This window comes from Gluconacetobacter aggeris (assembly GCF_014174395.1).
In the GTDB taxonomy this organism is placed as follows: Bacteria; Pseudomonadota; Alphaproteobacteria; order Acetobacterales; family Acetobacteraceae; genus Gluconacetobacter; species Gluconacetobacter aggeris.
In genome coordinates this window covers 21998-47140 of sequence record NZ_JABEQD010000020.1, presented here as the reverse complement: position 1 = coordinate 47140, position 25143 = coordinate 21998, and the positions used below count along the sequence as shown (strand labels likewise).

The window sequence follows — 25143 nt, the reverse complement described above, 5'->3', positions numbered from 1 at the left end:
CTGGTCAACGACGACACCGTCTCCGGCGTCACCCTCGCCACCACCGCCACCGGTGCCAGCACCGTCGGCCGCTACGGCATCACCGCCTCCGCCGCCCAGGGCAGCGGACTGACCAACTATGCCGTCACCTACCAGCCCGGCACCCTGACCATCGACCCCGCCGCCCTGACCGTCACCGCGCTCAACCAGACCAGCACCTACGGACAGACACCCGTCCTCGGCACCGCCAAGTTCAGCACCAGCGGCCTGGTCAACGGCGACACCGTCTCCGGCGTCATCCTCGCCACCACCGCCACCGGTGCCAGCACCGTCGGCAACTACGGCATCACCGCCTCCGCCGCCCAGGGCAGCGGACTGGCCAACTATGCCGTCACCTACCAGCCCGGCACGCTGACCATCGACCCCGCCGCCCTGACCGTCACCGCGCTCAACCAGACCAGCACCTACGGACAGACACCCGTCCTCGGCACCGCCAAGTTCAGCACCAGCGGCCTGGTCAACGGCGACACCGTCTCCGGCGTCACCCTCGCCACCACCGCCACCGGCGCCAGCACCGTCGGCCGCTACGGCATCACCGCCTCCGCCGCCCAGGGCAACGGCCTGGCCAACTACATGATTGCCTACCAGAACGGGACGCTGACCATCTCGAATCCGGTCGCGAACTCCAAGCCAATCTTCTGGCCTGTCGTCGTTCTTACCGGTAGCGGCTCCCCGCTGCCCATGCCGTCGGCTCCCGCCGCCCCGACACCGGTTTCAGTTTCAACTGCGACTTCTGCTTCGACGTCGACCACCTCATCCGGCACGGGATCGGATACGGGCCATACGACCACGGGTGATGCAAATACGAGCGACACCAGTATCAGTCCGCGGCGACTGACAATCCTGTCGGGCAATCCCGACGCCATGCTCGGGGCCGGAGCGCCTGCGGGCGGCCAGTTGATCATCCGCCCCCTGCCTTATTCCAACACGCTCGGAGACGCCAACTGATGCGCCCGTCCATTTTCTCCGGCTGCGCGCTTGCCGTCTCAGTCCTTCTTGCGCCCGCGCTGGCCCAAGCCCAGGCTTACAACCGGCTGGCCCCCAAGCAGCTTCCCCTTGCGCCCACGCCAATCGTTCCGGCACCGTCCGGTACCCAGGCCCCGCCGTTACCCCCGTCGGGCGCGGTCGTCATTCCCGTATTGAAAGGACTGGTCTTCCTGCCCGATATCAGGGCCCTGAACCGCTCCGGTCCGCCCGCTGGCACAACCGGCATCGTCCATACAGGGCTGCCCTTGCTGGGGAGAGAGGATTTCACGCGCAAACTCGCCGCCTATCTCGGAAAACCCCTGAAGATATCGGACCTGGACGCCATCGCGCAGGAGACGAACGCCTTCTACAAGAAAAACGGCCACCCGTTCGTCTACGTCATTGTACCACCGCAGAATATCAGCTCCGGCACAGTACAGATCGTCGTGACCGAATACCGGCTCGGGGCGATCAAAGTCACAGGCAACCACTGGTTCTCCAGCGCCCTGCTGCGCCAGAACAGCGGGCTCGTTCCCGGCAGGCCCCTCAACCTCGCCGAGGTGCAGGCCGCCCTGGACCAACTGAACGACAATCCCTTCCGAACCGTCGACAGCCTCTTCTCCCCAGGCACGGCGCGAGGCACGACGGATGTCACCCTGCAGACCAGCGACCGCCTGCCCCTGCATGTCTATGCCTCCTACGACAATGCGGGCGTGCCGATGATGGGCCGGTCGGAATGGGCCGTCGGCGGCACATGGGGCAATGTCGCGGGGCTGGGGCAGATCCTGTCCTACCAGTTCACCCACAGCGTCAGCGATCTCTACAGCGGCCATGCCATCAGCTGGAGCACGCCACTGCCCTGGCATGACCGGCTCCAGGTCTTCGGCTCCTACGCCTGGGAACATCCGGATTACAGAAGCAACGGCATCTCGTTCAACGAGGCCGGACATAGCGGTCAGGCCAGCCTGCGCTACATCCATGACCTGCCGGCCCTTGCCGTGTGGCCCCATACGCGCCTGGCCCAGAACATCCAAATCGGCTATGATTTCAAGACCACCAACAACACGCTCGAATTCGGCGGCACCCAAATCTTCGCCAGCGAGGCCGAAGTCAATCAGTTCCCCATCGTCTATAACGCGACGATGAGTGATCCGTACGGCCAGACCACGTTCCAGAACCAGCTCGTTTTCAGCCCCGGCGGCCTGACCGGCGCCGACCGGAAAAGCAATGCCCGCGCACTCGTGCCCGGCGCCTCCAACCGCTACGTCTACGACACCATGACCCTGACCCGCACCACCTGGCTGCCGGGCGGCGCAACATGGATCCTGCAGGCCACCGGCCAGGTCGCCAGCGCCAATCTGATGTACAGCAACCAGCTCGGTCTCGGCGGCCTCTACATGGCGCGCGGCTATGCCACAGATACCGCGCTCGGCACCGAAGGGGTCAGCGTCACCAACGAGGTCCGCGCCCCGGCCTTCAGCCTGACGCATATCATCGCCCCGAACGCCCCGCTTTATGACACCCAGCAGGTGGGCGTGTTCTACGATTACGGCCACGTGTCGCAGGTTCACCCTATCGCGCAATCCATCAACGAGAGCGACCTGTCCAGCATCGGCCTCGACCTGCATAGCGGGGTGGGGCGCTATGCCAGCATGACCTTCAATGTCGGCTGGCGCCTGCACGGCCTGCCCCCCAGCCGGGCCCTGAACGGCTTCGGCAACAAGGGTGCATTCGGCAATATCGCCATCAACGTCGGATACTGACAGAAACGATCCCGCGCGGGCCGTCAGGCACCCGCGCGGTTGCGGCGCAGCACGTCGATCGAAACGGTGGCGGCATCCAGGATATGCTGGCGGGTCAACGGCCCGATCGCTGCCTCATCCCGACGCCGGCAGGCTTCCAGCAGCGCCAGATGCTCAGCATCCGTCACCGTCTTCCGGCCGGCAATTTCCAGATGCGCCCGGATATAGCGGTCGACACGGCGATGCACGCCCTCGATCATGTCCAGCAGCCTGGGCCGCCCCGCCGCCTGATAGATCGCTCCATGAAACGCCCAGTTCAGCGCGCCTGATCGCACCATCCCCTCCGGCTGCTCGCTGGTGCCGGCCACGAAGGCCTCATACGCATCCTCGATCCGCGCCAGGTCCACACGGGTCATGCGCCGCACCGCCTGCACCGCCGCCATCTCTTCCAGCGCCGCCCGAATCTCGGAAAAATCGATGATATCCTCTTCCGACAGGCCAATCACCGTGGCGCCGCGATTCTGCTGAAACAGCACCAGCCCCTCGACCTCAAGCTGCTTCAACGCCTCGCGCACCGGAATGGTGCTGACCCCAAACCCGCTGGCCAGCTCCGACTGCGGCAGCGACTGCCCGTCGACCAGCACCCCATCCAGGATCGCCTCGCGCAACGCGTTGCCCACACGCTCCGACGCCAGGCCGCGCGTTTCCTGCTGCGCGCTCGTAAAGATACTCTCCGGCAGCATACCTGTCCTCCCCGTTTCGCGACCCGGCAGATCATATATCATCTTGCAGATCATATACGATATGATACGGGAACATCCACCCAATCTTCCCCTCCGTCGGCAAGCCGCCCCATGACATCCCAGCCCGTTCCTCCGTCCGCTCCCCTCCCGCCAACCGCCGCGCTGCGAGACGCCCTGCCGCCCCGCGACGCGGCCCGCGCACGCATCGCGGCAGGCCTGCGCCGGCCCGAGGCCGCGTGTGTCGCCGCCCTGATCGACGACGCGACCCTGTCGCCCGAACTGGCGGCCCAGGCAGGCGCCACCGCCCACCGCCTGGCCCGCGCGCTGCGCGACGGCCGCCGCCCCGGCGGGGTGGAGGCGCTGGTACAGGAATTCTCGCTGTCCTCGCGTGAAGGCGTGGCCCTGATGTGCCTGGCCGAGGCCCTGCTGCGCATCCCCGACACCGCCACCCGCGACGCGCTGATCCGCGACCGGATCGGCACCGGCGACTGGATGGCGCATGTCGGTCTGGGCCGCTCGCTGTTCGTCAACGCCGCCGCCTGGGGGCTGGTGGTGACCGGCCGCCTGGTCACGCCCGAGCGCCAGCACGGGCTAGCCGGCGCGCTGACGCGCCTGGTCGCGCGCGGCGGCGAACCGCTGATCCGCCGCGCGGTCGACGTCGCGATGCGCATGATGGGCGAGCAGTTCGTCTGCGGCGAGACGATCGAGAGCGCCCTGCGCACCAGCCAGGCCCGCTACGACCGCGGCTTCCGCTATTCCTTCGACATGCTGGGCGAAGCCGCACTGACCGAGGCCGACGCCGCCCGCTACTGCCGCGACTACGAAACCGCGATCCACGCCATCGGCCGCGCGGCGCAGGGCCAGGGCCGCGACATCTACGACCGCAATGGCCTGTCGATCAAACTCTCGGCCATCCACCCGCGCTACGCCCGCGCCCAGCGCGACCGCGTGATGGCCGAACTGCTGCCGGTGCTGGTCCGCCTGGCACGACTGGCGCGCAGCTACGATATCGGCCTGAATATCGACGCCGAGGAAAGCGAACGGCTGGACCTGTCGCTCGACCTGCTGGAAGGCATGTGCCGCCACCCCGACCTGGCCGGCTGGAACGGTATCGGCTTCGTGGTGCAGGCCTACGGCAAGCGCGCCCCTGCCGTGCTGGACTGGATCATCGCCCTGGCCCGCGACACCGGGCGCCGCATCATGGTCCGGCTGGTCAAGGGCGCCTATTGGGACAGCGAGATCAAGAAGGCACAGCTCGACGGCCAGGCTGATTTCCCCGTCTACACCCGCAAATGCCACACCGATATCAGCTATGTCGCCTGCGCCCGCCTGCTGCTGGGCGCGCCGGATGCGGTGTTCCCGCAATTCGCCACCCACAATGCCCGCACGGTCGCCACCATCCACGCCCTGGCCGGCCCGCATTTCCACCACGGAAAATATGAATTCCAGTGCCTGCACGGCATGGGCGAAGGGCTGTATGACCACGTCGTCGGCTCTGCGAACCTCGACCGCCCCTGCCGCGTCTATGCCCCGGTCGGCTCGCACGAGACGCTGCTCGCCTATCTGGTGCGTCGCCTGCTGGAAAACGGCGCCAATTCCTCCTTCGTCAACCAGATCGGCGACAGCGCCATCCCGCTCGACACGCTGGTGGCCGACCCGGTGCAGACGGCACGCGACCTGGCCGCGCAGGGCAGCCTGCCCGTGGGGGCGCCGCACCCGGCCATCGCCCTGCCCTCCGACCTGTTCGGCACCAGCCGCCGCAATTCCACCGGGCTGGACCTGGCCGACGAACCATCCCTGACCGCACTGGCCAGCGCCATGGAATCCGGCCCGCGCCAATGGGTGGCCGCCCCGATCCTGGCCGACGGCGCCGCCCCCACCACCCCGGCCCGCAAGGTGCCCAACCCGGCCCGCCCGGACGACATGCCGGGCATGGCCCATTTCACCGACCCCACCCAGGCGCCCCACGCCGTCGAACTGGCCCTGGCCGCCATGACGGATTGGTCCGCCCGTCCCCCCGCCACGCGCGCCGCCTGCCTGGAGGCCGCCGCCGACCTGCTGGAAACCCACCACGCGGAACTGATCGGCCTGGTGGTGCGCGAGGCCGGAAAATCCTACCCCAACGCGGTGGGCGAAATCCGCGAGGCCGTCGATTTCCTGCGCTACTACGCCACCACGATCCGGCGGGAATTCAACAACGAAACCCACATGCCGCTAGGCCCGGTCGTCTGCATCAGCCCCTGGAACTTCCCGCTGGCCATCTTCCTCGGCCAGGTCTCGGCCGCGCTGGCCGCCGGCAACGTGGTGCTGGCCAAGCCGGCCGAGGAAACGCCGCTGGTCGCCGCCCGCGCGGTCGCCCTGCTGCACCAGGCCGGCATCCCGGCCGGCGCGCTGCAATTGCTGCCCGGCGGCGGCGATGTCGGCGCGGCGCTGGTCGCGGACGGACGGATCGGCGCGGTCATGTTCACCGGTTCCACCGAAGTCGCGCGCCTCATCGCCCGCCAACTGACCGGCCGCGTGGGCACCAACGGCCAGCCCGTGCCGCTGATCGCGGAAACCGGCGGCCAGAACGCGATGATCGTCGATTCCTCGGCCCTGGCCGAACAGGTGGTCACCGACGTCATCGCCTCGGCCTTCGACAGCGCGGGCCAGCGCTGCTCGGCCCTGCGCATCCTGTGCGTACAGGACGATTGCGCCGAATCCATGCTGGCGATGCTGCGCGGCGCGATGCAGGAACTGCGCGTGGGCGACCCGGCACTGCTGGCCACCGATATCGGCCCCGTCATCACGGAGGACGCCCGCGCCGGCATCAGCGCGCACATCGCCCGCATGCGCGCCGCCGGCTGCCGCGTCTGGTCCCCCGCCACGCCGCATGCGGTGCCGGGCGGCCATTTCCTGCCGCCGACCCTGATCGAAATCGACGACATCGCCGCCATCGGGCGCGAAGTCTTCGGCCCCGTCCTGCACGTCCTGCGCTGGCGGCGCGACCATCTCGACCGGCTGATCGACGCGATCAACGCCACCGGCTACGGCCTCACCTTCGGCCTGCACACCCGCATCGCCGAAACCGTCGATCATGTCACCAGCCGCATCGCGGCGGGCAATCTCTACGTCAACCGCAACACGATCGGCGCCGTCGTCGGCGTCCAACCCTTCGGCGGGCGCGGCCTGTCGGGCACCGGCCCCAAGGCCGGCGGCCCGCTGATCCTGCGCCGCCTGCTGGCCGCCTGCCCCGCCTTCACGCCCCCGGCGCCGGCACCATCCGATCCGGCCGACGCCCGGCCCGGCACCCTGCCCCAGGCCGCACGCGACTGGCAGGAATTCTCGGCAGCCACCGGCCACCCGGACGGCGTGACCGGCCATCCCCTGCACGGGCTGCGCGTGCCGATGCCCGGCCCGGTGGGCGAGACCAATCTCTGGTCGCTCGAACCGCGCGGCAGCGTGCTGTGCCTCGCCAGTTCCGAAGCCGCCGCCCGCCGCGCCACCGGCATGGCCCTGGCCACCGGCAACAGCGTGGTGCTGCTGGCCGGCGACGCCGCCGCCTGGGCCGCCAGCCTGCCCCCCACCCTGCGCACGCATATCCGCACGGTGCCCGACGCGGCCTCCCTGATCGGACTGGCAGATCCGGTGCCGGCCACCATCCTGGCCGAACCCGACGCCCCCGGCCTGGCGGCAGCCGTGCGGGCCCTGGACGACAAGGCCGGCCGCCACGGCCCGGTGGTGACGGTCCACACCCTGACGGCACAGGGCCCGCTGCCCGAATGGCTGCTGGAAGAACGGCTGGTCAGCACCAACACCACCGCCGCCGGCGGCAATGCGTCGCTGATGACGCTGGATGCGTCATGAGGGGGCGCGTTTCCGTTCTTTTTTGAAAAAAAGAACCAAAAAACTTCTGTTCCGTTCAGGAGCCTTTTGCTTGCCCGTTCCGAGGCTCCTGAACCAACAAAAGTCTTTTTGCTTCTTTTTCTTCAGAAAAAGAAGGCCTTTCCTATCCTCTAATAAGTCGCCGAAAGATTGAACAGAAACGCCCGCCCCGTCGAAGGGGTCACGCGATCACTGAACAGATTGGAATAGTTCAGGCGATTGGCCAGATTATAGCCGTTCATCTGCACCTTCCAGTGCTTGAGGAAGCTGTGCGAAATCATGGCATCCCATTCCACCGTCGAGGGCGCCCGCGCGGTATTGGCAGCATCCAGCCACACACCCTGGCGCCAGGTCAGGCCGCCACCGAAGGTGACGTTCCAGGGCGTGTTCGCCATGGCGGTATAGGTGGTCCAGAAAGTCGCCGAATTCTTCGGCGCATATTGAATGCGCTTGCCGACATCCGCCGCCGTCAGCGACGCAATGGTCCGCGCGTCGTAATAGGCATAGGTCGCGATCACGTTCCAGTTCTTCAGGATCTCACCCGACGCGCTCAGCTCGAACCCCTGGTTCCGCTGCCGGTCGCTCGACGAGGTCACATCGCCGGTCGACGGGTCCGTCAGCAGCGAATTGCCCTTCTCCAGCCTGAACGCCGACACGGTAAAGCCCATCCGACCGTGAAACGCATTATATTTCGCGCCGATTTCGTAAAGGCTGCTGGTCTCGGGCTTGAACCCCTCGGTCGAGGCCTTCAGCGGCTCGACACTGTTGGTCACATAGAGCCCGAGCGGCGTCGTCGACTGCGCCCAGTTGAAATAGAGCATCGTATTGTCGTCGGGCGTGTACATCAGGTTGACGGTGGGATTGTACGTATCCTGTTTCTGCCCGAAGGATTGGCCCGCGCCGGCAGGCCCTTCATTCGCCGAATAATGACTGTCCCAATGATCCCAGCGGAATCCCGCGCGCACCGAGAATTTCGGCGTGAGCCAGATCTGGTCCGAGAAGAAGGCCCCCACGTCGGTCCCGTCACCGGTCTTGTGCAGGGCCTTGCCGACACCGCTGATATTCACCAGACCGTAGCCATATTGGCCAAGCCCGCCGAGCAGCAGCCCGGGCACGTCGTTCGTCGGGTTGACCAGGCTGGTCTTATCGGCCCGCGTGCCGTTCTGCCCGTTATAGTTATAGGCATAATTGGTACGCCGGTCATAGACGTGCGCCACGTCCCATCCGGCGATGATCTGGTGCTTCAGCGCGCCGGTATTGAATGTCGCGATCGTGGAGAAGACATTCTGCACCGACCAGTCATTCTGCTGATAGGGCTCGGGCCCGCCCACATGCCCGCGACGGGCCACCATCGCCGCCGCCGGATCGGTGAAATATGCCGCGTTGCAGGTCGCATCGCATCCTTCCTGCGATGCCGAATAATAGCGGTCGTACATTCCGCCGCGCAGATCGTCATAAAACGAGATATGGCTGTTCAGCTCAAGTTTCAGATGCGCCGTCAGCATGTCGACATTGGTGGCGTCCTGATCGTACTGCGTGCCATACCAATTGTTCCGATTCAGCCCGAACGACGTCGCCGGGCGCGAGACGGAGGTGCCCGGCTTCTTCAGCAGCGGCACGCCGTAATCGGGAATGCGGTTGTCGGTCTGGTGGAAATATTCGATCGTCAGCGTCGTCGCCCTGCCCAGGCCGAACGCAATGGACGGCGCAATCCCCCAACGATGCGAATAAACGCTGTTCCTGCCAACCTCGTCGTTCTCATTGCCCATGGCGGCAATGCGCACGGCGGTGGATTCGCCGATCTGCTGGTTCACGTCCAGCGTGCCGCGATAATAATCGGCCGACCCGCCCGAGAACTGGCCGCCATAGCTGTTCCCCAGATGCGGCATCTTGGTGACCATGTTGATGGCCCCACCCGTCGTGCCATTGCCGAACACTTCGGAGGACGGACCCTTGATGACCGACACATGGTCATAATCGAAACTGTCGCGGCTATAGACGCCGAAATCGCGCAGCCCGTCCTCATAGATATCGTTCTGCGCCTGAAAGCCGCGGATCAGGAACTGGTCGCCGCTCATCCCGCCCTGGCCCTCGCCGACCGAAGCCGTGACGCCGGGCACATTGCGCAACGCCTCTTCCAGCGACTTCACGTTCTGCTGTTCCATCAGCAGCTTGGGCACGACATTGACGGTCTGGGCCGTATGCATCACATCCTGCGGCATGCGGCTGAGGCCGATATCCTCATGCAGGATGTTCATGCGACTGCCCACGACGGTCACATGCTCTTCCTCGGCAGCATTTCGCCCCGCCTGCTCCAGCTTCTGGCCATTCAGCGGCCGCACCGGAACCTCATCAGGCCGCGCCCCGGCGGCATGTTCGGTCGCCCGATGCCCCGCCACCGGCGCGTCCCCGGCCGGATGGGCACGGGCATGCATCCTGCGGCCGGCATGGCGATGATGCTTCGGCCCCGCCGCCGCCTCGCCATCGGTGGCTCCTTCCGCCGAACCGACATGCAGCCCCGAACAGAGCAGCGCAAAGCCCGCCATCAGCGGCGCAGGGTGAACACGGCGACGGATCAGTGGACTCGGCATTCTCTCGCTCTCGCAACCACGGTCATGTGGCGCCTTAAGTAAGGCAAATGCGAATCAGTCACAATTGCAAAAATCCGATATCCACCATCCGCCCGGGCGGAGGTTTTCAATACCACCCGGAAATGTTATGATATGAATTTACACTCTATTGCCCATACCGAAGCACAGGAAACGCGCACAGGACGCACCGCCAGCGCACATATCCAGACAGGCTCAGCAGGCGCCCAGCCCCTCATCCAGACGTGCCACCAGCTCGGCATCTTCCGCCGCCGGCATGGGCCGGCCATGCAGATAGCCCTGCACCTCGGCACATCCTTCCCTGCGGACAAGGGCAAGCTGCTCTTCGGTCTCGACCCCTTCCGCGACGGTCCGCACCCCCAGGCGCTGGCCCAGATCGGCAATGGCCCGGACCACGGCGGCGCATTCCGGCCGCGTCAGGGCATCGCGGACGAACGAACCGTCGATCTTGATCTTGTCGAACGGAAAGGCCCGCAGATGGGCCAGCGACGAATAGCCGGTGCCGAAATCGTCCAGCGCGATACGCACGCCCATCTGGCGCAGGGTCAGCAGGTCCTGGATACCGCCCTGCTCGTCACCCAGCAGCGCGGTTTCCGTCACCTCGATTTCCAGCCGCTCCGCCGGCAGGCCGGATGCCGCAAGTGCTGCGGAGACGGCCGGCACCAGCGTGCCCTTCCCCAGTTGAATCGCCGAGATGTTGACGGCAACATGCGCCCCGTCATCCCATTGCGCGGCACTCCGGCAGGCCCGGTCCAGGACGAATTCCCCCAACCGGTCGATCAGCCCGCATTGCTCGGCCACCGGCACGAATTCGGCGGGCGAGATCCAGCCCCGCTGCGGATGATGCCAGCGGGCCAGCGCCTCGCGCGCCATGACGCCCCCCGAATACAGGTCGATGATCGGCTGATAGAAGACGAACAGGCCCTGCCGGTCCTGCAGGGCGGCATACAGGCTCTTCTCCAGGCGCGTCCGTTCCTGCACGCGCAGTTCCAGATCGCGCGAGAAGAGCCGGGCGACCCCTTTTCCATCCTCCTTGGCCGCATACAGCGCCATGTCGGCACGCGCCAGCAGGCTCTCGGGCGCCTCGCCATGCTCCGGCGCCAGCGCAATGCCGACCGACGCCCCGATCTGGATCGTCTGCCCCTGTTCGAGGTCGAAGGGCCGGCCCAGCGCCGCCACGACCCGCTCCGCGTGCAGTCCGGCCGGCTGCTGGTGGTCATGGGGCAGCAGGATCGCGAACTCGTCACCCCCCAGCCGCGTCAGCATCATCGCCGGGTCGCCGCACAGCGCCCTCAGCCGGTCGGCAACCTGCCGCAGCAGCGCGTCGCCCACCTGGTGCCCACGCGCATCGTTGACCTGCTTGAAACCATCGAGATCGATATAGAGCAGCCCGAAGCCCGTATCGGGCACCGCCAGCCGTTCCTCCAGCGTCCTGCGGAATATCAGCCTGTTGGGCAACCCGGTCAGCGCATCATGATGCGCCAGATAGCCGATGCGCTTTTCCGCCTCGACTTCCTTCGTCACCAGCGCCCAGGTCAGCATGGGCCCGAGATACCGGCCGTCCGCATCGGTAATGGCGGAGACCTTGAGGTCCAGCACCTCCTCCCCCAGCCCGATGCGGGCACTGTGCGGCAGGTTGCTCGGGTCCGACAGGATATGGCGCTGATAGGCCGGACAGCGGTGAAAGACGTCGATGGAGGTGCCGATCAATGCATCGGCGCGGATCGGCAGAAGATGTTCGAGGCTGCGGATCAGCGCCCGGGACGTGTTGTTGACATAGTCGATCAGCATCGTCTCCGGCTCCACGGTCATGACCGCCACCGGCAGATCGTCGATCATGCGCAGAAGAAATTCGCGTTCCTTCGTCTTGAACCTGTCATTCAACAGTTCACGTCCCATCATTAGCAAACGGGAATGATTCCTCATTCAAAAGAGGGAGGCGCGATTCATTCCACAAGCGATGCCCGCACATCCAACGGACGCACGCAGCCCCCGCAAAGAAATCATTCAAAATCTTGCTTAATTTTTGCAAAGCTATGCAAGGAGCACAAAGTAATATAATATTGATTATTTATTTGATCCAGATCAATGCACTCAATTTCTCAAGCACAAATACCGCATGATCAAATCCGACCTTATCGAACGCCCGCAGATCCCATCTGGAAACGCGTCCCCCGGGTCGAACCCACCCGCAGAGCCGGCCTGGAAATGCGGGCTGGTGAGCGAGAGTGCCGCAAAGCGGCGCGCCCGTCGTGCGGTTCCGAGCACCGAAGCGGAGCGGCCTTATGGGCCGTGAGCATCGGAGCACAGGAAGCGCGCGTCGGATCGCCACCAGCGCACTCCAGACTGCACCACCCGCAGAGCCGGCCTGGACATGCTCGCTGGTGAGCGAGAGTGCCGCAAAGCGGCACGCCCGTCGTGCGGTTCCGAGCACCGAAGCGGAGCGGCCTTCATGGCCGTGAGCATCGGAGCACAGGAAACGCGCGTCGGATCGCCGCCAGCGCACTCCAGACTGCACCACCCGCAGAGCCGGCCTGGAAATGCGCGCTGGTGAGCGAGAGTGCCGCAAAGCGGCACGCCCGTCGTGCGGTTCCGAGCACCGAAGCGGAGCGGCCTTCATGGCCGTGAGCATCGGAGCACAGGAAGCGCGCGTCGGATCGCCACCAGCGCGCATTTCCAGGCCGGCTCTAGCCGTTGGCGGGAATGGTGACGATGGTATTCGGCCCCTTGCTGGTCTTGGACAGCTCCAGCAGGATCTGCAGCATGGTGAAGGCCAGCTTGCTGTCGAAATCGTCGTCCGCGATCCAGTAGAATTTGTGATTGTAGTTGGTCCAGGAGAAGACCGCCTCCGGGCGTTCCTTCGTCACGTGAATGACGACGATCGGCCGGGTTTCCCGCCCGACCAGCCGGATGGTGGGGCGCGTGCGGCCCGAGGTAATATCCTCCTCCGGCACGTCGATCTGGTAGGCGATCTGCCCCAGCACCCCCAGCACCGTGCGCGTCAGCAGCCGGATCTGCCCCCGGCGCGGCCGCCCGCCGCCATAGACGACCTCCACCCGCTCGTCATCCTGCGCCATGCCCAGCAGGCGGCGCGTGTCATGCACCACCCGCGCCAGGTCCGGATCGTCGGTCGAGGCGATCGACAGGAACACGCGGTCGGCCGCCCCGTCCTTGTCGGTGGCCGTGGCGGTGGGGCTGCGCTCCAATTGGATGCCCAGCAGCCCCGCCAGTTGCAGCAGGCGCAGATCGTAGATCAGGTCGAAGAACACCGGCGACCCGCGCCCCACATCCCCACCCAGCGAGCCCGCATTGCTGATCAGGTTGACCGACTGCACCGCCAGCCGGAACAGCACGTCGATCGGCAGCCCGCCCATGGCCAGCGGCAGCAGGTTGCCCGGCGGCAGCGGGCGCAGGATGCTCTGCGCGTATGCATCGCCGGTCACGGGCTGGAAGGTAAAGGTCGGGCTTTCCTGCACCTGCATGCCCGCGCCGCCATAGGGCCGGCTGGCCAGCGAATAGGTCCCGATCCCGACAGAGAGATTGCGCTGCAACTGATAGCCCGAGATCATCTGGGTGGTGTCCAGAAAGCCCGGCGTGTCGGCATAGCGCAGGCGCACGACGTTCAGCAGCGTCTGCTGCTTGCCCGAGCTGGTCAGCGCGCGCGAATAATCGCTCTGGTCCCGGTCCAGCCGGGTGGGCCCGATTTCGTAGCATCCTTGCAGACCGGACAGGCAGGGCAGCAGCAGAAGAAAACGAATGGTCCTGGTCATGGTCCCCGGATATCGGTCATGGCGCCTGAAGCGCCATAGATCACCGGGCCGGCATTTCCAATGCGCTTCCAGATCATTTTTCCTGACAAGTTGGCAATGTCGGGCCGGTGACGGCGCACCGGGGAACCCGCCGCCCCCGGCCCGGTTTCATCGAATTGTCACAATGGAAATGCGGCCCCATGCCGTATGTGGCATCCCACCGACAGGGATTCCGCCACCAGGGACACGCATGGGTTGAGCCGATCATGACGACACGCCGCGACTTCCTCAAATACGCTCTCCTGTCCGGTGCGGCGGGCGCCACCGCGACGCTGCCCGACGCGATCCGGCGCGCCTTCGCCATCGCGCCCGATCCGGGCTCGACCTGGCAGGATGCCGAGCATGTCGTGATCCTGATGCAGGAAAACCGCTCGTTCGACCATGTGTTCGGCACGCTGCAGGGCGTGCGCGGCTTCAACGATCCCAGGGCGCTGCGCCTTGCCAACGGCAATCCGGTCTTCGCCCAGTCCGGGGCCTCGGGCCATACGTACCTGCCCTGGCGGCTGAACATCCGCGACACGCGCATCACCTGGATGGGCTCCATCCCCCATTCCCGCGACAGCCAGGTCGATGCATGGAACGATGGCGGCCACGATCGCTGGATCGACGCCAAGGCCTCGCAGCACGCGGGCTATGCGCGTTATCCGCTGACGATGGGCTATTACACGCGCGAGGACCTGCCGTTCTACTACGCGCTGGCCGATGCCTTCACCGTCTGCGACCAGCATTATTGCGGCGCGATGACCGGCACGACCCCCAACCGCCTGCTGTTCTGGACCGGCACCGTCCGCGACCTGCAGGCGCCCGATTCCAGGGTCTACATGCGCAACGGCGAAATCCTGGAGGGCGGCATGAACTGGACCACCTTCCCCGAACGGCTGGAGAGAGCCGGCATTTCCTGGAAATTCTACCAGAACGAACTCTCCCAGACCGGTGGCATGACCGGCCCGGAACGGGCGTGGCTGTCCAATTTCGGCTGCAACGTCCTGGAATGTTTCGATCAATATTGCGTCTCGGCCAATCCCGGATTCAGCGACTGGCTTGAAGCACGCATCGGTGACTGCACCGACCATATCGACCGGCTGATGACGCAGGAAATGCTCGTCTCCGAAACGCGCGACGAACAACTGGCCGAAGCCCGGGCCCTGCTGGCGGTCCTGACCCACCGCCGCGCCTCGGCCGGCCGCACGGTGGAAAAACTCCGGCCGGAAGAACGCGCCCTGTTCGAAAAGGCGTTCGTCATCAACAGCGGCGACCCGGATTACAGGACCCTCGAAACCCTGTCCTTCCCCGACGAGGACGGAAAGCGGCACATGGACGCCCCCAGGGGCGATATCCTGTACCAGTTCCGGCAGGATGCGCGCACGGGCGCGCTGCCCACCGTCTCATGGCTGGCCGCGCCCGAGCATTTTTCCGACCACCCCACCTCGCCATGGTACGGCGCCTGGTACGTGTCGGAAATCATGGATATCCTGACCGAAAACCCGGAAATCTGGAAAAAGACCATCTTCCTCATCACCTACGATGAGAATGACGGCTATTTCGACCATGGCTGTTCCTACGCGGCGCCGGACCCGTACCGTCCGGAGACCGGCCGCTCATCGGCCGCGATCGGCCCCGACGGTCTGGAATATACCTCCGCCCGCGACGAGGAGGACCGGGGCGTCCCCCCTCGCCTGGCACGCACCGGGCCCATCGGGCTGGGTTTCCGCGTGCCCATGATCGTGGCCTCGCCCTGGAGCCGCGGCGGCTGGGTCAACTCGCAGCTCTTCGAGCACACATCGACCCTGCAATTCCTGGAAACCTTCATCCAGCGGAAATTCGGCAAGACGGTCACCGAAACCAACATCTCGCCCTGGCGCCGGGCGATCAGCGGCGACCTCACCTCCTGCTTCCGCCCCTTTGACGGCACGGTGCCCGCCCTGCCCTATCTGGACCGCGACGCGCATCTCCAGACCATCGAGCAAGCCCGCGACCAGCCCCTGCCCGGCGGCTTTCACGCACTGCGCGCAAGAGAACTGGCCGTGCTCCGCACCGATCCGACAGGCCTGCGCACCATGGTGCGGCAGGAACCCGGCACCCGCCCCTCCTGCGCCCTGCCCTACGAACCCTATTGCGATGGCGGCCTGACGCCGGATGGCGAGCAGCTCGCGCTGCGCCTGCACGCCGGCCAGAAATTGCACGGCGCCCGCGCGGCGGGCCTGCCCTTCAATATCTACCGCCACGGCGTCGGCCTGGACGGCACCAGGAAAAGGGGGGCCATGCAGGCCGGCACCTACGCCGTGGCAGCCGGCGACACGCTCGACGTGGCCTTCGACCTGACGTCGTTCGCGGGCAGGCTATATGACGTGTCGGTCCACGCACCCAACGGTTTCTACCGCCGCTTCAGGGGCCGGCAGGGCGGATTGTGCCTGCAGGCGGAATGCGGATACCTGCACGGAAAGGGCCGGGACCTGATCCTGCGCGTGACCAATACCGACCACCGGACCATCACCCTGGCCTGCACCCTGGCCGGCCACCGGGGCGCACGGCAGACACTGCGCGTAACCCCGGGCCAAACTGCCACGGCAGCATTCGACCTGGCACCGGGCGCGATGTGGTACGACATCACGCTCACCACCCCGGCCGAGCCCCAACTGGCCTACCAGTTCGCCGGCCGGGTCGAAACCGGCCACCCCGGACGGACGGACCCCGCCATGGGCATGATTTGAGGCTGTTTGCCAACTCGCCCTGCCGGCGATCCGACGCGCATTTTCGGGCAGGCTCAGGTGAGTTTCCTGGCCAGGCCGGCGACGTGCTGGCCGAGGAAGCGCGCACCATCCAGCTCGTTGGCGCTCACGGCGCGCGACCCGTCACCGGCAGCGATCGTGGTGGCGCCATAGGGCGCGCCGCCCGTCACCTCATCCAGCTTCAACTGGCCCTGGAAGCTGTAGGGCAGGCCGCTGATGACCATGCCGTGATGGATCAGGTTGGACAGCAGCGAATACAGCGTCGTTTCCTGCCCGCCATGCTGGCTGGCGGTGGAGGTGAAGGCCGCGCCCACCTTGCCGACCAGCGCACCCTTCAGCCACAGCCCGCCCGTCTGGTCCCAGAAGGCCGCCATCTGCGCCGGCAGCCGCCCGAAGCGCGTCGGCGCACCGATGATGATGGCGTCATACTCCGCCAGATCGGCCGGGGTCGCGACCGGCGCCGCCTGGTCGAGCTTGAAATGATGCGCCTTCGCGATCTCCTCGGGCACCGTCTCCGGCACGCGCTTGATATCGACCTCGACGCCCGCCGCGCGGGCTCCCTCGGCGACGGCCCCGGCCATCGTCTCGACATGTCCATAGGTGGAATAATAGAGAACCAGCAGCTTCGTCATCGTGACCTCTTCCCGGCCTCGGGGCCGTTTCCTGGGGGAGCGAACGTTACATCCCGGACCATACGGCCCACCCCACCAGACGGCAGCACCCAAAGACGGAAACCGTGGGTTTCCGTCTTTTACCGCTCACCCCCTCACAACAAAGCGCCGAACATCGCCAGCACCACCCCGCCCATCAGCAGGGTCGCGATCCAGCCCAGCCATCGCAGCGGGCCGCGAATGGCAAACCGCCCCATCACATCCCGCCGCGCCGCCACCACCATCATCACGACCATGACCGGCACCGCCGTCACCCCGTTCAGCACCGCACTCCAGAACAGTGCGCGGATCGGATCGACAGGCGCGAAATTGATGATCATGCCGATCAGCGTGGCGATCACCAGCGTGGCGTAGAAGGCCTGCGCCTCCTTGGGGCGGCGCTCCAGCCCCGTCGGCCATTGCCGCGCCTCCCCCACGGCATAGGCGGCCGACCCCGCCAGCACCGGCACCGCCAGCATCCCGGTGCCCACGATGCCCACCGTGAAGACCAGCGACGCGAATTCCCCCGCGATCGGCCGCAGCGCCTCGGCGGCCTGCGCCGAGGTCTGGATGTCGGTCACGCCATGGACATTCAGCGTCGCCGCCGTCGTCACCAGAATGGCCAGCGCGACCAGGTTGGAGAATCCCATGCCCACCAGCGTATCGATCTCGATGCGCCGCAGCGCCCGCCTGCCCTGCGACGGCGCATCGACCAGGTCGACGCGCTGGGGATAGACATGCAGGTCCTCGACCTCCTCCGACGCCTGCCAGAAGAACAGATAAGGGCTGATCGTGGTCCCCAGGATCGCCACCAGCGTCGTCAGATAGCCCGATGTCAGCGCATGGCCGGGCCAGACCAGATGCCAGGCCAGCCCCCGCCAATCCACCGCCACGCAGGCCAGAGCGGCGAAATAGGCAAACAGCGCCAGCGTCAGCCATTTCAGCGCCGCCACATAGCGCGTATATTGCAGGAAGAGCTGCATCGAGATCGAAATCGCCGAGAACAGCAGCACATACAGCGCATGTGGCGCCGGCAGCAGCAGCCCCAGCGCATCGGCCATCGCGCCCAGGTCGGCGCCCAGATTGATGATGTTCGCCACCAGCAGCAGCAGCACGACTCCGCTCAGCAGCCAGGCCGGACAATGCAGGCGGATCACGCCCGCCAGCCCATGCCCCGTCGTCCGCCCGATCCGCGCGCTGATCATCTGCACCGCCACCATCAGCGGATAGGTGAACAGCAGCGTCCATGACAGCCCATAGGCAAACTGCGCCCCGGCCTGCGAATAGGTCGCGATCCCGCTCGGATCGTCGTCCGACGCGCCGGTGATCAACCCCGGTCCCAGCACGCGAAACAGAGGCGGCCGGCTCGGCCCGACCACCGGGCTGGGCAGTTCGGGGTCGTCCGCCCCCCGCGACCCGGCAGGCTTCGCCGGACCTCCGCCCCCACCGGGCGATGCCACCCCGCCTGTGCCCCGGCCTGGGGGCGTCTGCCGCACGCGCATTCTAATGCTCAATTCACCGGATGTGATTCGACCCCAACTCTACAGCAAGCATCCCGTCGCTCCAAAGAGCGATTCCCCGCAAGGCGAATCCCCCCGCACGCCCGACTTTCCATGGATGGACGAATTTCGTAAAAAGACATACCATTCCGCTATGGAAAAGGAGTGGATGTGCTCGCTCTCCCTGCCTCTCCCCCGTGCCCCTTTGGGCCTGCTGGTCGTGTCACGCCACTCACCGCGACAGCCCTGCCGTTGTCGACCTCGGTCAATTTGCCGGCAACAGATCGCGGGCGTACGATCCGCCCCGTGCCGAATGCGGCCGATCACCTGCCAGATGCGATCGCGCAGACACCGACCTTCGAAGATGTCCGGGCCGTCCGGGGCGATGTCCGGCAGAGTGACTTTGCAAACAGCGTCTTAGATATTTCCAGCCGCACGACCGATGACGCTCACAATTCGACGCCACGCGACCTGTTTGCAGGACATCGGCAGGCCATGATGGGCGATAGCCTTGCCCGGTTTGGGGTGGACGGATCGAAGGTCGTCAATTCCTCCCACTACGAAGAGTGAAAAACATCAACGCCTGCTCGGAAAGAACGCACCCATGACCAGTCCGCCCTTGCCTTCTCCCGAAATTTTTCAGCATGTGCGCATCATCATGGGCATGGTGGTGGGTTTGAGCGTCACGCGCCTGCTCAATGGTCTGGTGCGCATCATTCAACATCCCGGACAGACGCGGATCTATCCGGTTCATATCGGCTGGGTGTTGACATTGCTGCTCATGCTCGTGCATTTCTGGTGGTGGGAGTTCTGGCTGGTCGCGCTACCGGCCTGGACGTTCGAGACCTATCTGTTCCTGATCATTTACGCGATTATCCTGTTTTTTCTGAGCGCGTTCCTGTTTCCGGATTCAATCAGCGACTATACGGGATACGAGGATTTCTTCATTTCAAGGAGAAAGTGGTTTTTCTCGTTCTTCGCGTTGACTGTCATCTTCGACCTGATCGACACGCTCATCAAGGGTTCGGCGCATTACGCCATGTTTTCGGCCGAATACTGGTTCCGGGTGCCGGTCTATCTTGTCTTTTGCGGCATCGCAATCGTTTCCACCAATCGCCGATTTCACATGACCTTCGTCAGCTTCGGATTGATTTATGAAATCTCATGGATTCTCCGACATTTTGAAACACTACGATAAAGGAAACAACGATTCGGGATGCCGAATGGTCCCCGGCGAGGGTGAGCTGCTTCGACATGGCGCCACCCATATCCCGTGATTTGCCGCTTACGACAAACATGTCGACATGACTGTCCGCTTTTAGGAAAAATTCATCATGCCCCAAATGTCTCGTTCGAGACGCCCCCTGCCAAAAAAGTGACGGGACCGCGGCAAGAGGTGCCGCAGGAAGCCAGGGGCGTCCAGCAACGGATGAGCACGCGCCAGGACCAGCGACGAGCCTTATTGTCAGAACGATACCTGCCATGGGCTTCTCCTCCATGGAAAGGAGAGAGGGTGGTTGCACTCCCACGCGAAATGACATGATGATCAGCCCCTTCCCAGCGTCACCGGCTCCGGATGCGTGCGCGGAGCCACAGAGTACGAGGCCATCATGACACGTCCCCGTTTCCGGCTTCTTCTGGCAGGCACAGGCGTCCTGGCGCTGCTGGCGGCCGTCGGCTGCCGCGCCATCCTCTCCCCGGAAGAAGCCCGGCAGTCGGTCGCGGCCGGAACCGGCCCCAATCCGATCCTGCTGCCGCCCAACCCGACCTTCATGCCCACGGTCAACATCGCCACCCCCATCGGCTGGCAGGGCACGCAGGCCCCCGTCCCGGCACCGGGGCTGGCGGTGCATGCGTTCGCAACAGGGCTGGACCATCCGCGCTGGCTGTACAGGCTGCCCAACGGCGACATCCTGGTGGCGGAATCCAATTCGCCCGGCACCGATATCAAGACCCTGAAGAACCGCATCGCCGGCCTGATCATGGGCCGCGTCGGCGCGGGCGCCCCGAGCCCCAACCGCATCATCCTGCTGCGCGATACCAATGGCGACGGGCTCGCCGACCAGCGCAGCGTCTTCCTCGACCATCTCTATTCGCCCTTCGGCATGGCACTGGTCGGCGATACGCTCTACGTGGCCAATGCCAACGCCCTGGTCCGCTTCCCCTATCGCGAGGGCGAAACCCATATCGACGCCCCGGGCGAGAAAGCCGCGGACCTGCCGGCCGGATACAACCACCACTGGACCAAGAACATCCTGGCCACCCCGGACGGGCGCACGCTGTACGTCACCATCGGCTCCAACAGCAATGTCGCCGATAACGGCATGGAAGCCGAGGAAGGCCGCGCGCGGATCGACAGGTTCGACATTGCCACCGGCACGCTCACCCCCTTCGCCACCGGCCTGCGCAACCCCAACGGGCTGGCGTGGGAGCCCCGGACCGGCACCCTGTGGACGGCGGTGAACGAACGGGACGAAATCGGCAGCGACCTCGTGCCGGACTACATCACATCGGTAAAGGAGGGCGCGTTCTACGGCTGGCCCTACAGCTATTACGGCCAGCATGTCGATGTCCGCGTCCAGCCCCAGCGGCCGGACCTGGTGGCCAGCGCCATCGCCCCCGATTACGCGCTGGGCCCGCACACGGCCTCGCTGGGCATCGCCTTCTCGCAGGACAGCAGCCTGCCCGACGCGTGGCGCAGCGGCCTGTTCGTCGCCCAGCACGGCTCATGGAACCGCAAGCCCAAGAGCGGCTACCGCGTCCTCTACGTCCCCTTCGCCGACGGCCGCCCCTCCGGCCCGCCCCGCGACGTGCTGACCGGCTTCCTCACCGCCGACGAAGACCATGTCCACGGCCGCCCCGTCGGGCTGGCGCTGGACAAATCCGGCGCCCTGCTGGTCGCCGACGATGTCGGCAATACCGTGTGGCGGGTAACGGGCGCGCAGTAATCATCCCGACTTCCGAAAAAGAAGCAAAACGACTTTTGATCCGTTCAGAGCCATCGCCTTCTCTTCCTCTTCCCCAGCAAGAATCCTGAACGAATCAAAGTTTTTTGGCTCTTTCACCGCCCGTCCTCCGCCTCCGCGATCCGACGCGCCACCACCAGGTCCTCCGGCGTATTGACGTTCAGGAACGGATCGAACGGCCGATCCGGGAACACCACCTCCCGCATCCCCGCCGTCTCGGCAAAGGCCCGCACGCCAAAGGCGGCACGCGGCGCACCGGGCCCGATCGCCTCCAGCCGCGCACGCAACGCCCCCCGCGCCGCCACCGGCCACAGCGCCACCAGATGGTGCCGCCGCCCGCCCGACACCGCCACCGACGGCCCGGGCGCCAGCGCGGCCGCCAGCCCGCGCGGCACGAAGGGCGTATCCCCCGGCACCGTCAGCACCCAGGCGCACTCCAGCCCGGCCGCCCAGTCCATGGCCGCCAGCACCCCGGCCAGCGGCCCGGCGCCCTCGATCCCGTCAGGCAGCACCGGCAGCCCATAGGCCGCGAAGCGCCCTTCGTCCCCCCGTGCATTGATGGCCAGCTTCATATCCTCCCCCGCCAGACGCGCCAGCAGCCGCGCCAGCAGGGTCAACCGCCCGGCGGTCAGGAGCGGTTTGTCGCCCCCACCCATGCGGGTGGCCGCCCCGCCCGCCAGAACCACACCAGCACACCCCATCCCACGCTCCCTTGCCGCCGGCCCCTCCGGTCCCGACCTTGCCATCATCGGGGATTGAAGGCACCTGTACCTCCTACGAACACGCGGAACGCAACAGGACGGAACGATGGGGCACGCCGCGATCATGGGCATTACCGGGCGCAGCGGCGCGGGCAAGACCACATTGATGGTCCGGCTGCTGGAAACGCTGGCCGCACGGGGCCTGCGCGTCTCCACCATCAAGCACGCCCACCATGGGTTCGATATGGACCGTCCGGGCAAGGATTCCCACCGCCACCGCGAAGCCGGCGCGCGCGAGGTGCTGGTGGCCTCCGACACGCGCTGGGCCCTGCTGCACGAACAGGATGGCCCAGCCCACCCCACCCTGCCCGACCTGATCGCCCGCATGGCCCCGGCGGACCTGATCCTGGTCGAAGGCTTCCGCACGGCCCTGCCGGTCGCGATCGAAATCTACCGCCCCACCCTGGGCAAGGACCCGCTCTGGCCCGCCACGCCCCAGATCGCAGCCGTCGCCACCGACGCCCCCACGCTGGACCTGCCACCCGGCATCTCCCGGCTGGACCTGAACGACACCGACGCCATCGCCGCCTTCGTCCTGGCCCACGCCCGCCCCTGCCGGCCCCCAGGAAACCAGACCACAGGACACACGCCATGACCGCATCGGACGAACCCGGCTGGTTCCCTATCGCCCTGCGCCTGCGCGGCGCGCGCGTGCTGGTCGTGGGCGGCGGCGGCATCGCCCTGAACAAGATCCGCCTGCTGCTGGCCCACGCGGCACGGGTCGAGGTGCTGGCCCCCACGCTGGACGACGCGCTGACGGCCCTGCGCGACGCCGGGCAGATCCACCACATCGCGGCCGAAGCCCGTCCCGACCAACTGAATGCAATGCTGCCCGGCTGCCGCCTGGTCTACGCCGCAACCGACGACCGCGCCGTCAACCGCACCGTCGCCGCGCGGGCCGACGCGCTGAACATCCCGGTCTGCGCGGTGGACGATCCCGAACCCTCCAGCTTCATCACCCCCGCACAGATCCATCGCGGCCCGGTGCGGATCGCGATTTCCACCGGCGGCGCCGCCCCGGTCCTGGCCCGCCGCCTGCGCGAACGCATCGAGGCCGCAATGCCGGCCGGCCTCGACAGCCTCGCCCGCTTCCTGCGCGACGCCCGCCCCCATGTCGTCGCACACTGCCCCGACATCGACCGCCGCCGCCGCGTGTGGGAAGATTTTCTGGACGGCCCAGGCGGAGCCGCCGCCCAGCGCGGCGATACCGCAACCGCCCGACAGGTGCTGGACCAGCTCCTGGACGGCACACGCACCACGGGCGAGGTCTGGCTGGTCGGCGCCGGCCCCGGCGACCCCGACCTGCTGACCCTGCGCGCGCTGCACCTGATGCAGAACGCCGACTCCGTCCTCTACGACCAGCTTCTGCCGCCCACCCTGCTGGACCGCGTACGCCGCGACGCCACACGAATCTTCGTCGGCAAGCAGCGCGACCGCCACACCATGCCGCAACCCGACATCAACGCCGAACTGATCCGCCGCGCCCGCGCGGGCGAGCGCGTATTGCGCCTGAAAGGCGGCGACCCGTTCATCTTCGGCCGGGGCGGCGAGGAAATCGAGGCCCTGGTCGAAGCCGGCATCCCCTTCCAGGTCGTACCCGGCATCACGGCCGCCAGCGGGTGCGCCGCCTATGCCGGCATTCCGCTGACCCACCGCGACTGCGCGCAATCCTGCCTCTTCGTCACCGGCCACGCCCGCAAGGACGGCACGCTGGACCTGCCGTGGGAGCGCATGGCCGGCGCCGGCCAGACGATCGCCATCTATATGGGCGTCCACGCCCTGCCCGACCTGTGCGCGATGCTCGTCCGCCACGGCCTCCCCCCCGACTGGCCCGCCGCCATCATCGAACGCGGCACCCAGCCCGACCAGCGCGTACTGACCGGCACACTGGACACCCTGCCCGACCTCGCCCGCACCAGCGGCATAGGCAGCCCCGCGCTGATCCTGGTAGGCGAAGTGGTACGCCACCGGGTGGTATCGCCCCCGATAGGGTAAAGACCCTTCTTTTTCTGAAGAAAAAGAAGCAAAAAGACTTTTGAGCCGTTCAGGCGCCTCGCAACGAGCAGGCAAAAAGCTCCTGAATAGATCAGAAGTTTTTTGGTTCTTTTTTTCAAAAAAGAACAACCCTCCGCCACCACGCAGAACCTGTCTGGAACTGTGGGCTGGCGCGCAAGGGCGGCCCGAAGGAAACGCGCGCCGGATCGCCACCAGCGCGCATGTCCAGGCAGGTTCTCAGGATATGTCGGCCATCAGCGAGACATGCGCGCAGGTAATCTTCCAGCCTTCATCCGTGCGCACCCAGGTCTGGCTCTGCCGCCCGATGCGCGTGACCCCCTCGCGCTGGAATTCCAGATTGACGGTGGCCAGATCGCTCCCGAAGGTCGTGATTACCCGCCGCAGCACCCGCCGCTGCGGCGACCCGCCAGCCCGCCCCTTGCGAAAGGCCGCGATCTCGGCAAAGCCATACAGCATCTCACCCACACCATAACGGATCGTCTCCGGCGCATCGCGGAACAGCGCATCCAGCGTCTCCAGCTCGTTCGCCATCAGCGCCGCCTCATACCGGTCGGCCATCGCGGTCACTTCAGCCACAATGGCGGGGTCGTCGATCAGAAGCATGTCGATCCTCTTGCATTCCGAAGAAATAGGCGCCGTGCCAGCCGTACAACCATGAGCCAAGATCCGGCCTACTCCAACCGCAAATCATCGGCCCGCGATCAGCCTTGATGAGAAACGGTAACGAGGCGCCGGATCGCCCCCGGCGCG

At 66.2% G+C, this 25143-nt stretch carries 17 protein-coding genes; 9 read left to right on the top strand and 8 right to left on the bottom strand.

Translation table 11 applies throughout. The features are described 5' to 3' along the window. Positions 1 to 987, top strand: a 987-nt coding sequence (locus HLH36_RS18290; RefSeq protein WP_182987722.1) for an MBG-2 domain-containing protein, incomplete at its 5' end; no start/stop codon positions are given. Beyond that, the gene (locus HLH36_RS18285) at positions 987 to 2768 is read left to right on the top strand and encodes a ShlB/FhaC/HecB family hemolysin secretion/activation protein (protein ID WP_182987721.1); all 1782 of its coding nucleotides are present in this window, start codon (positions 987 to 989) and stop codon (positions 2766 to 2768) included. The genes HLH36_RS18290 and HLH36_RS18285, both read left to right, overlap by 1 nt. Before the next feature lie 23 nt (positions 2769 to 2791). Here HLH36_RS18285 and HLH36_RS18280 read toward each other — a convergent pair whose 3' ends face one another. After that, a complete protein-coding gene (locus HLH36_RS18280; RefSeq protein ID WP_182987720.1) occupies positions 2792 to 3490 on the bottom strand; it encodes a GntR family transcriptional regulator in 699 nt (232 codons plus the stop codon). 111 nt (positions 3491 to 3601) lie between these two features. Between HLH36_RS18280 and putA the strand changes: the two genes are divergently transcribed. Beyond that, complete coding sequence (putA, locus tag HLH36_RS18275; protein ID WP_182987719.1) at positions 3602 to 7336, top strand: bifunctional proline dehydrogenase/L-glutamate gamma-semialdehyde dehydrogenase PutA; 3735 nt, start codon at positions 3602 to 3604, stop codon at positions 7334 to 7336. Positions 7337 to 7485: 149 nt separating this feature from the next. Here the strand turns inward: putA and HLH36_RS18270 are convergent, their stop codons facing one another. From HLH36_RS18270 to HLH36_RS18260, 3 genes are all read right to left on the bottom strand, one after another. Then, entirely contained in the window at positions 7486 to 9945 is a 2460-nt protein-coding gene (locus HLH36_RS18270; RefSeq protein WP_182987718.1) for a TonB-dependent receptor, read from the bottom strand. 213 nt (positions 9946 to 10158) lie between these two features. Beyond that, a complete protein-coding gene (locus tag HLH36_RS18265; protein WP_246377030.1) occupies positions 10159 to 11847 on the bottom strand; it encodes a putative bifunctional diguanylate cyclase/phosphodiesterase in 1689 nt (562 codons plus the stop codon). Positions 11848 to 12650: 803 nt separating this feature from the next. Further along, the gene (locus tag HLH36_RS18260) at positions 12651 to 13733 is read right to left on the bottom strand and encodes a hypothetical protein (protein ID WP_220792916.1); all 1083 of its coding nucleotides are present in this window, start codon (positions 13731 to 13733) and stop codon (positions 12651 to 12653) included. A 245-nt stretch (positions 13734 to 13978) separates the two neighbouring features. On the opposite strand from HLH36_RS18260, the gene HLH36_RS18255 reads away from it, so the two are divergent. Next, complete coding sequence (locus tag HLH36_RS18255) at positions 13979 to 16483, top strand: phosphocholine-specific phospholipase C (RefSeq protein ID WP_182987716.1); 2505 nt, start codon at positions 13979 to 13981, stop codon at positions 16481 to 16483. Positions 16484 to 16536: 53 nt separating this feature from the next. Here the strand turns inward: HLH36_RS18255 and wrbA are convergent, their stop codons facing one another. Together wrbA and HLH36_RS18245 are read right to left on the bottom strand one after the other, a co-directional pair. After that, positions 16537 to 17133 (bottom strand): NAD(P)H:quinone oxidoreductase, encoded by a 597-nt coding sequence (wrbA, locus tag HLH36_RS18250; RefSeq protein ID WP_182987715.1) that lies wholly within the window; start codon positions 17131 to 17133, stop codon positions 16537 to 16539. A gap of 134 nt (positions 17134 to 17267) precedes the next feature. Continuing rightward, positions 17268 to 18653: an NRAMP family divalent metal transporter gene (locus tag HLH36_RS18245; RefSeq protein ID WP_182987714.1), complete on the bottom strand. Its 1386-nt coding sequence runs from the start codon at positions 18651 to 18653 to the stop codon at positions 17268 to 17270. Positions 18654 to 18902: 249 nt separating this feature from the next. Here HLH36_RS18245 and HLH36_RS18240 point away from each other — a divergent pair, with 249 nt between their 5' ends. From HLH36_RS18240 to HLH36_RS18230, 3 genes are all read left to right on the top strand, one after another. Then, positions 18903 to 19220, top strand: a complete 318-nt coding sequence (locus tag HLH36_RS18240; protein ID WP_182987713.1) for a hypothetical protein — start codon at positions 18903 to 18905, stop codon at positions 19218 to 19220. A 34-nt stretch (positions 19221 to 19254) separates the two neighbouring features. Next, on the top strand, positions 19255 to 19848 hold the full coding sequence (locus HLH36_RS18235) for a hypothetical protein (RefSeq protein WP_182987712.1): 594 nt from the start codon (positions 19255 to 19257) through the stop codon (positions 19846 to 19848). 412 nt (positions 19849 to 20260) lie between these two features. Next, positions 20261 to 21598 carry a PQQ-dependent sugar dehydrogenase gene (locus HLH36_RS18230; RefSeq protein ID WP_182987711.1) on the top strand — a complete coding sequence of 446 codons (1338 nt, stop codon included), beginning with the start codon at positions 20261 to 20263 and terminating at the stop codon, positions 21596 to 21598. Positions 21599 to 21711: 113 nt separating this feature from the next. On the opposite strand, the gene HLH36_RS18225 is transcribed toward HLH36_RS18230, so the two are convergent. Then, positions 21712 to 22317: an NTP transferase domain-containing protein gene (locus HLH36_RS18225; protein WP_182987710.1), complete on the bottom strand. Its 606-nt coding sequence runs from the start codon at positions 22315 to 22317 to the stop codon at positions 21712 to 21714. A 106-nt stretch (positions 22318 to 22423) separates the two neighbouring features. On the opposite strand from HLH36_RS18225, the gene mobB reads away from it, so the two are divergent. Further along, positions 22424 to 22972 (top strand): molybdopterin-guanine dinucleotide biosynthesis protein B, encoded by a 549-nt coding sequence (gene mobB, locus HLH36_RS18220; protein WP_182987709.1) that lies wholly within the window; start codon positions 22424 to 22426, stop codon positions 22970 to 22972. Next, positions 22969 to 24372, top strand: a complete 1404-nt coding sequence (gene cysG / locus HLH36_RS18215; protein ID WP_182987708.1) for a siroheme synthase CysG — start codon at positions 22969 to 22971, stop codon at positions 24370 to 24372. The genes mobB and cysG overlap by 4 nt, the downstream gene beginning before the upstream one ends. A 237-nt stretch (positions 24373 to 24609) precedes the next feature. On the opposite strand, the gene hpxZ is transcribed toward cysG, so the two are convergent. Then, the gene (hpxZ, locus tag HLH36_RS18210) at positions 24610 to 24996 is read right to left on the bottom strand and encodes an oxalurate catabolism protein HpxZ (protein WP_182987707.1); all 387 of its coding nucleotides are present in this window, start codon (positions 24994 to 24996) and stop codon (positions 24610 to 24612) included. Positions 24997 to 25143: the final 147 nt, after the last annotated feature.

Excerpts from the sequence above, each read along its gene's own strand:
- HLH36_RS18285 (WP_182987721.1), top strand. The coding sequence starts at position 987 with ATGCGCCCGTCCATTTTCTCCGGCTGCGCGCTTGCCGTCTCAGTCCTT.
- HLH36_RS18260 (WP_220792916.1), bottom strand. The coding sequence starts at position 13,733 with ATGACCAGGACCATTCGTTTTCTTCTGCTGCTGCCCTGCCTGTCCGGT.
- hpxZ (WP_182987707.1), bottom strand. The coding sequence starts at position 24,996 with ATGCTTCTGATCGACGACCCCGCCATTGTGGCTGAAGTGACCGCGATG.
- cysG (WP_182987708.1), top strand. The coding sequence starts at position 22,969 with ATGACCGCATCGGACGAACCCGGCTGGTTCCCTATCGCCCTGCGCCTG.
- putA (WP_182987719.1), top strand. The coding sequence starts at position 3,602 with ATGACATCCCAGCCCGTTCCTCCGTCCGCTCCCCTCCCGCCAACCGCC.
- HLH36_RS18270 (WP_182987718.1), bottom strand. The coding sequence starts at position 9,945 with ATGCCGAGTCCACTGATCCGTCGCCGTGTTCACCCTGCGCCGCTGATG.
- mobB (WP_182987709.1), top strand. The coding sequence starts at position 22,424 with ATGGGGCACGCCGCGATCATGGGCATTACCGGGCGCAGCGGCGCGGGC.
- HLH36_RS18255 (WP_182987716.1), top strand. The coding sequence starts at position 13,979 with ATGACGACACGCCGCGACTTCCTCAAATACGCTCTCCTGTCCGGTGCG.
- HLH36_RS18245 (WP_182987714.1), bottom strand. The coding sequence starts at position 18,653 with ATGCGCGTGCGGCAGACGCCCCCAGGCCGGGGCACAGGCGGGGTGGCA.
- HLH36_RS18235 (WP_182987712.1), top strand. The coding sequence starts at position 19,255 with ATGACCAGTCCGCCCTTGCCTTCTCCCGAAATTTTTCAGCATGTGCGC.
- HLH36_RS18230 (WP_182987711.1), top strand. The coding sequence starts at position 20,261 with ATGACACGTCCCCGTTTCCGGCTTCTTCTGGCAGGCACAGGCGTCCTG.
- HLH36_RS18225 (WP_182987710.1), bottom strand. The coding sequence starts at position 22,317 with ATGGGGTGTGCTGGTGTGGTTCTGGCGGGCGGGGCGGCCACCCGCATG.
- wrbA (WP_182987715.1), bottom strand. The coding sequence starts at position 17,133 with ATGACGAAGCTGCTGGTTCTCTATTATTCCACCTATGGACATGTCGAG.
- HLH36_RS18280 (WP_182987720.1), bottom strand. The coding sequence starts at position 3,490 with ATGCTGCCGGAGAGTATCTTTACGAGCGCGCAGCAGGAAACGCGCGGC.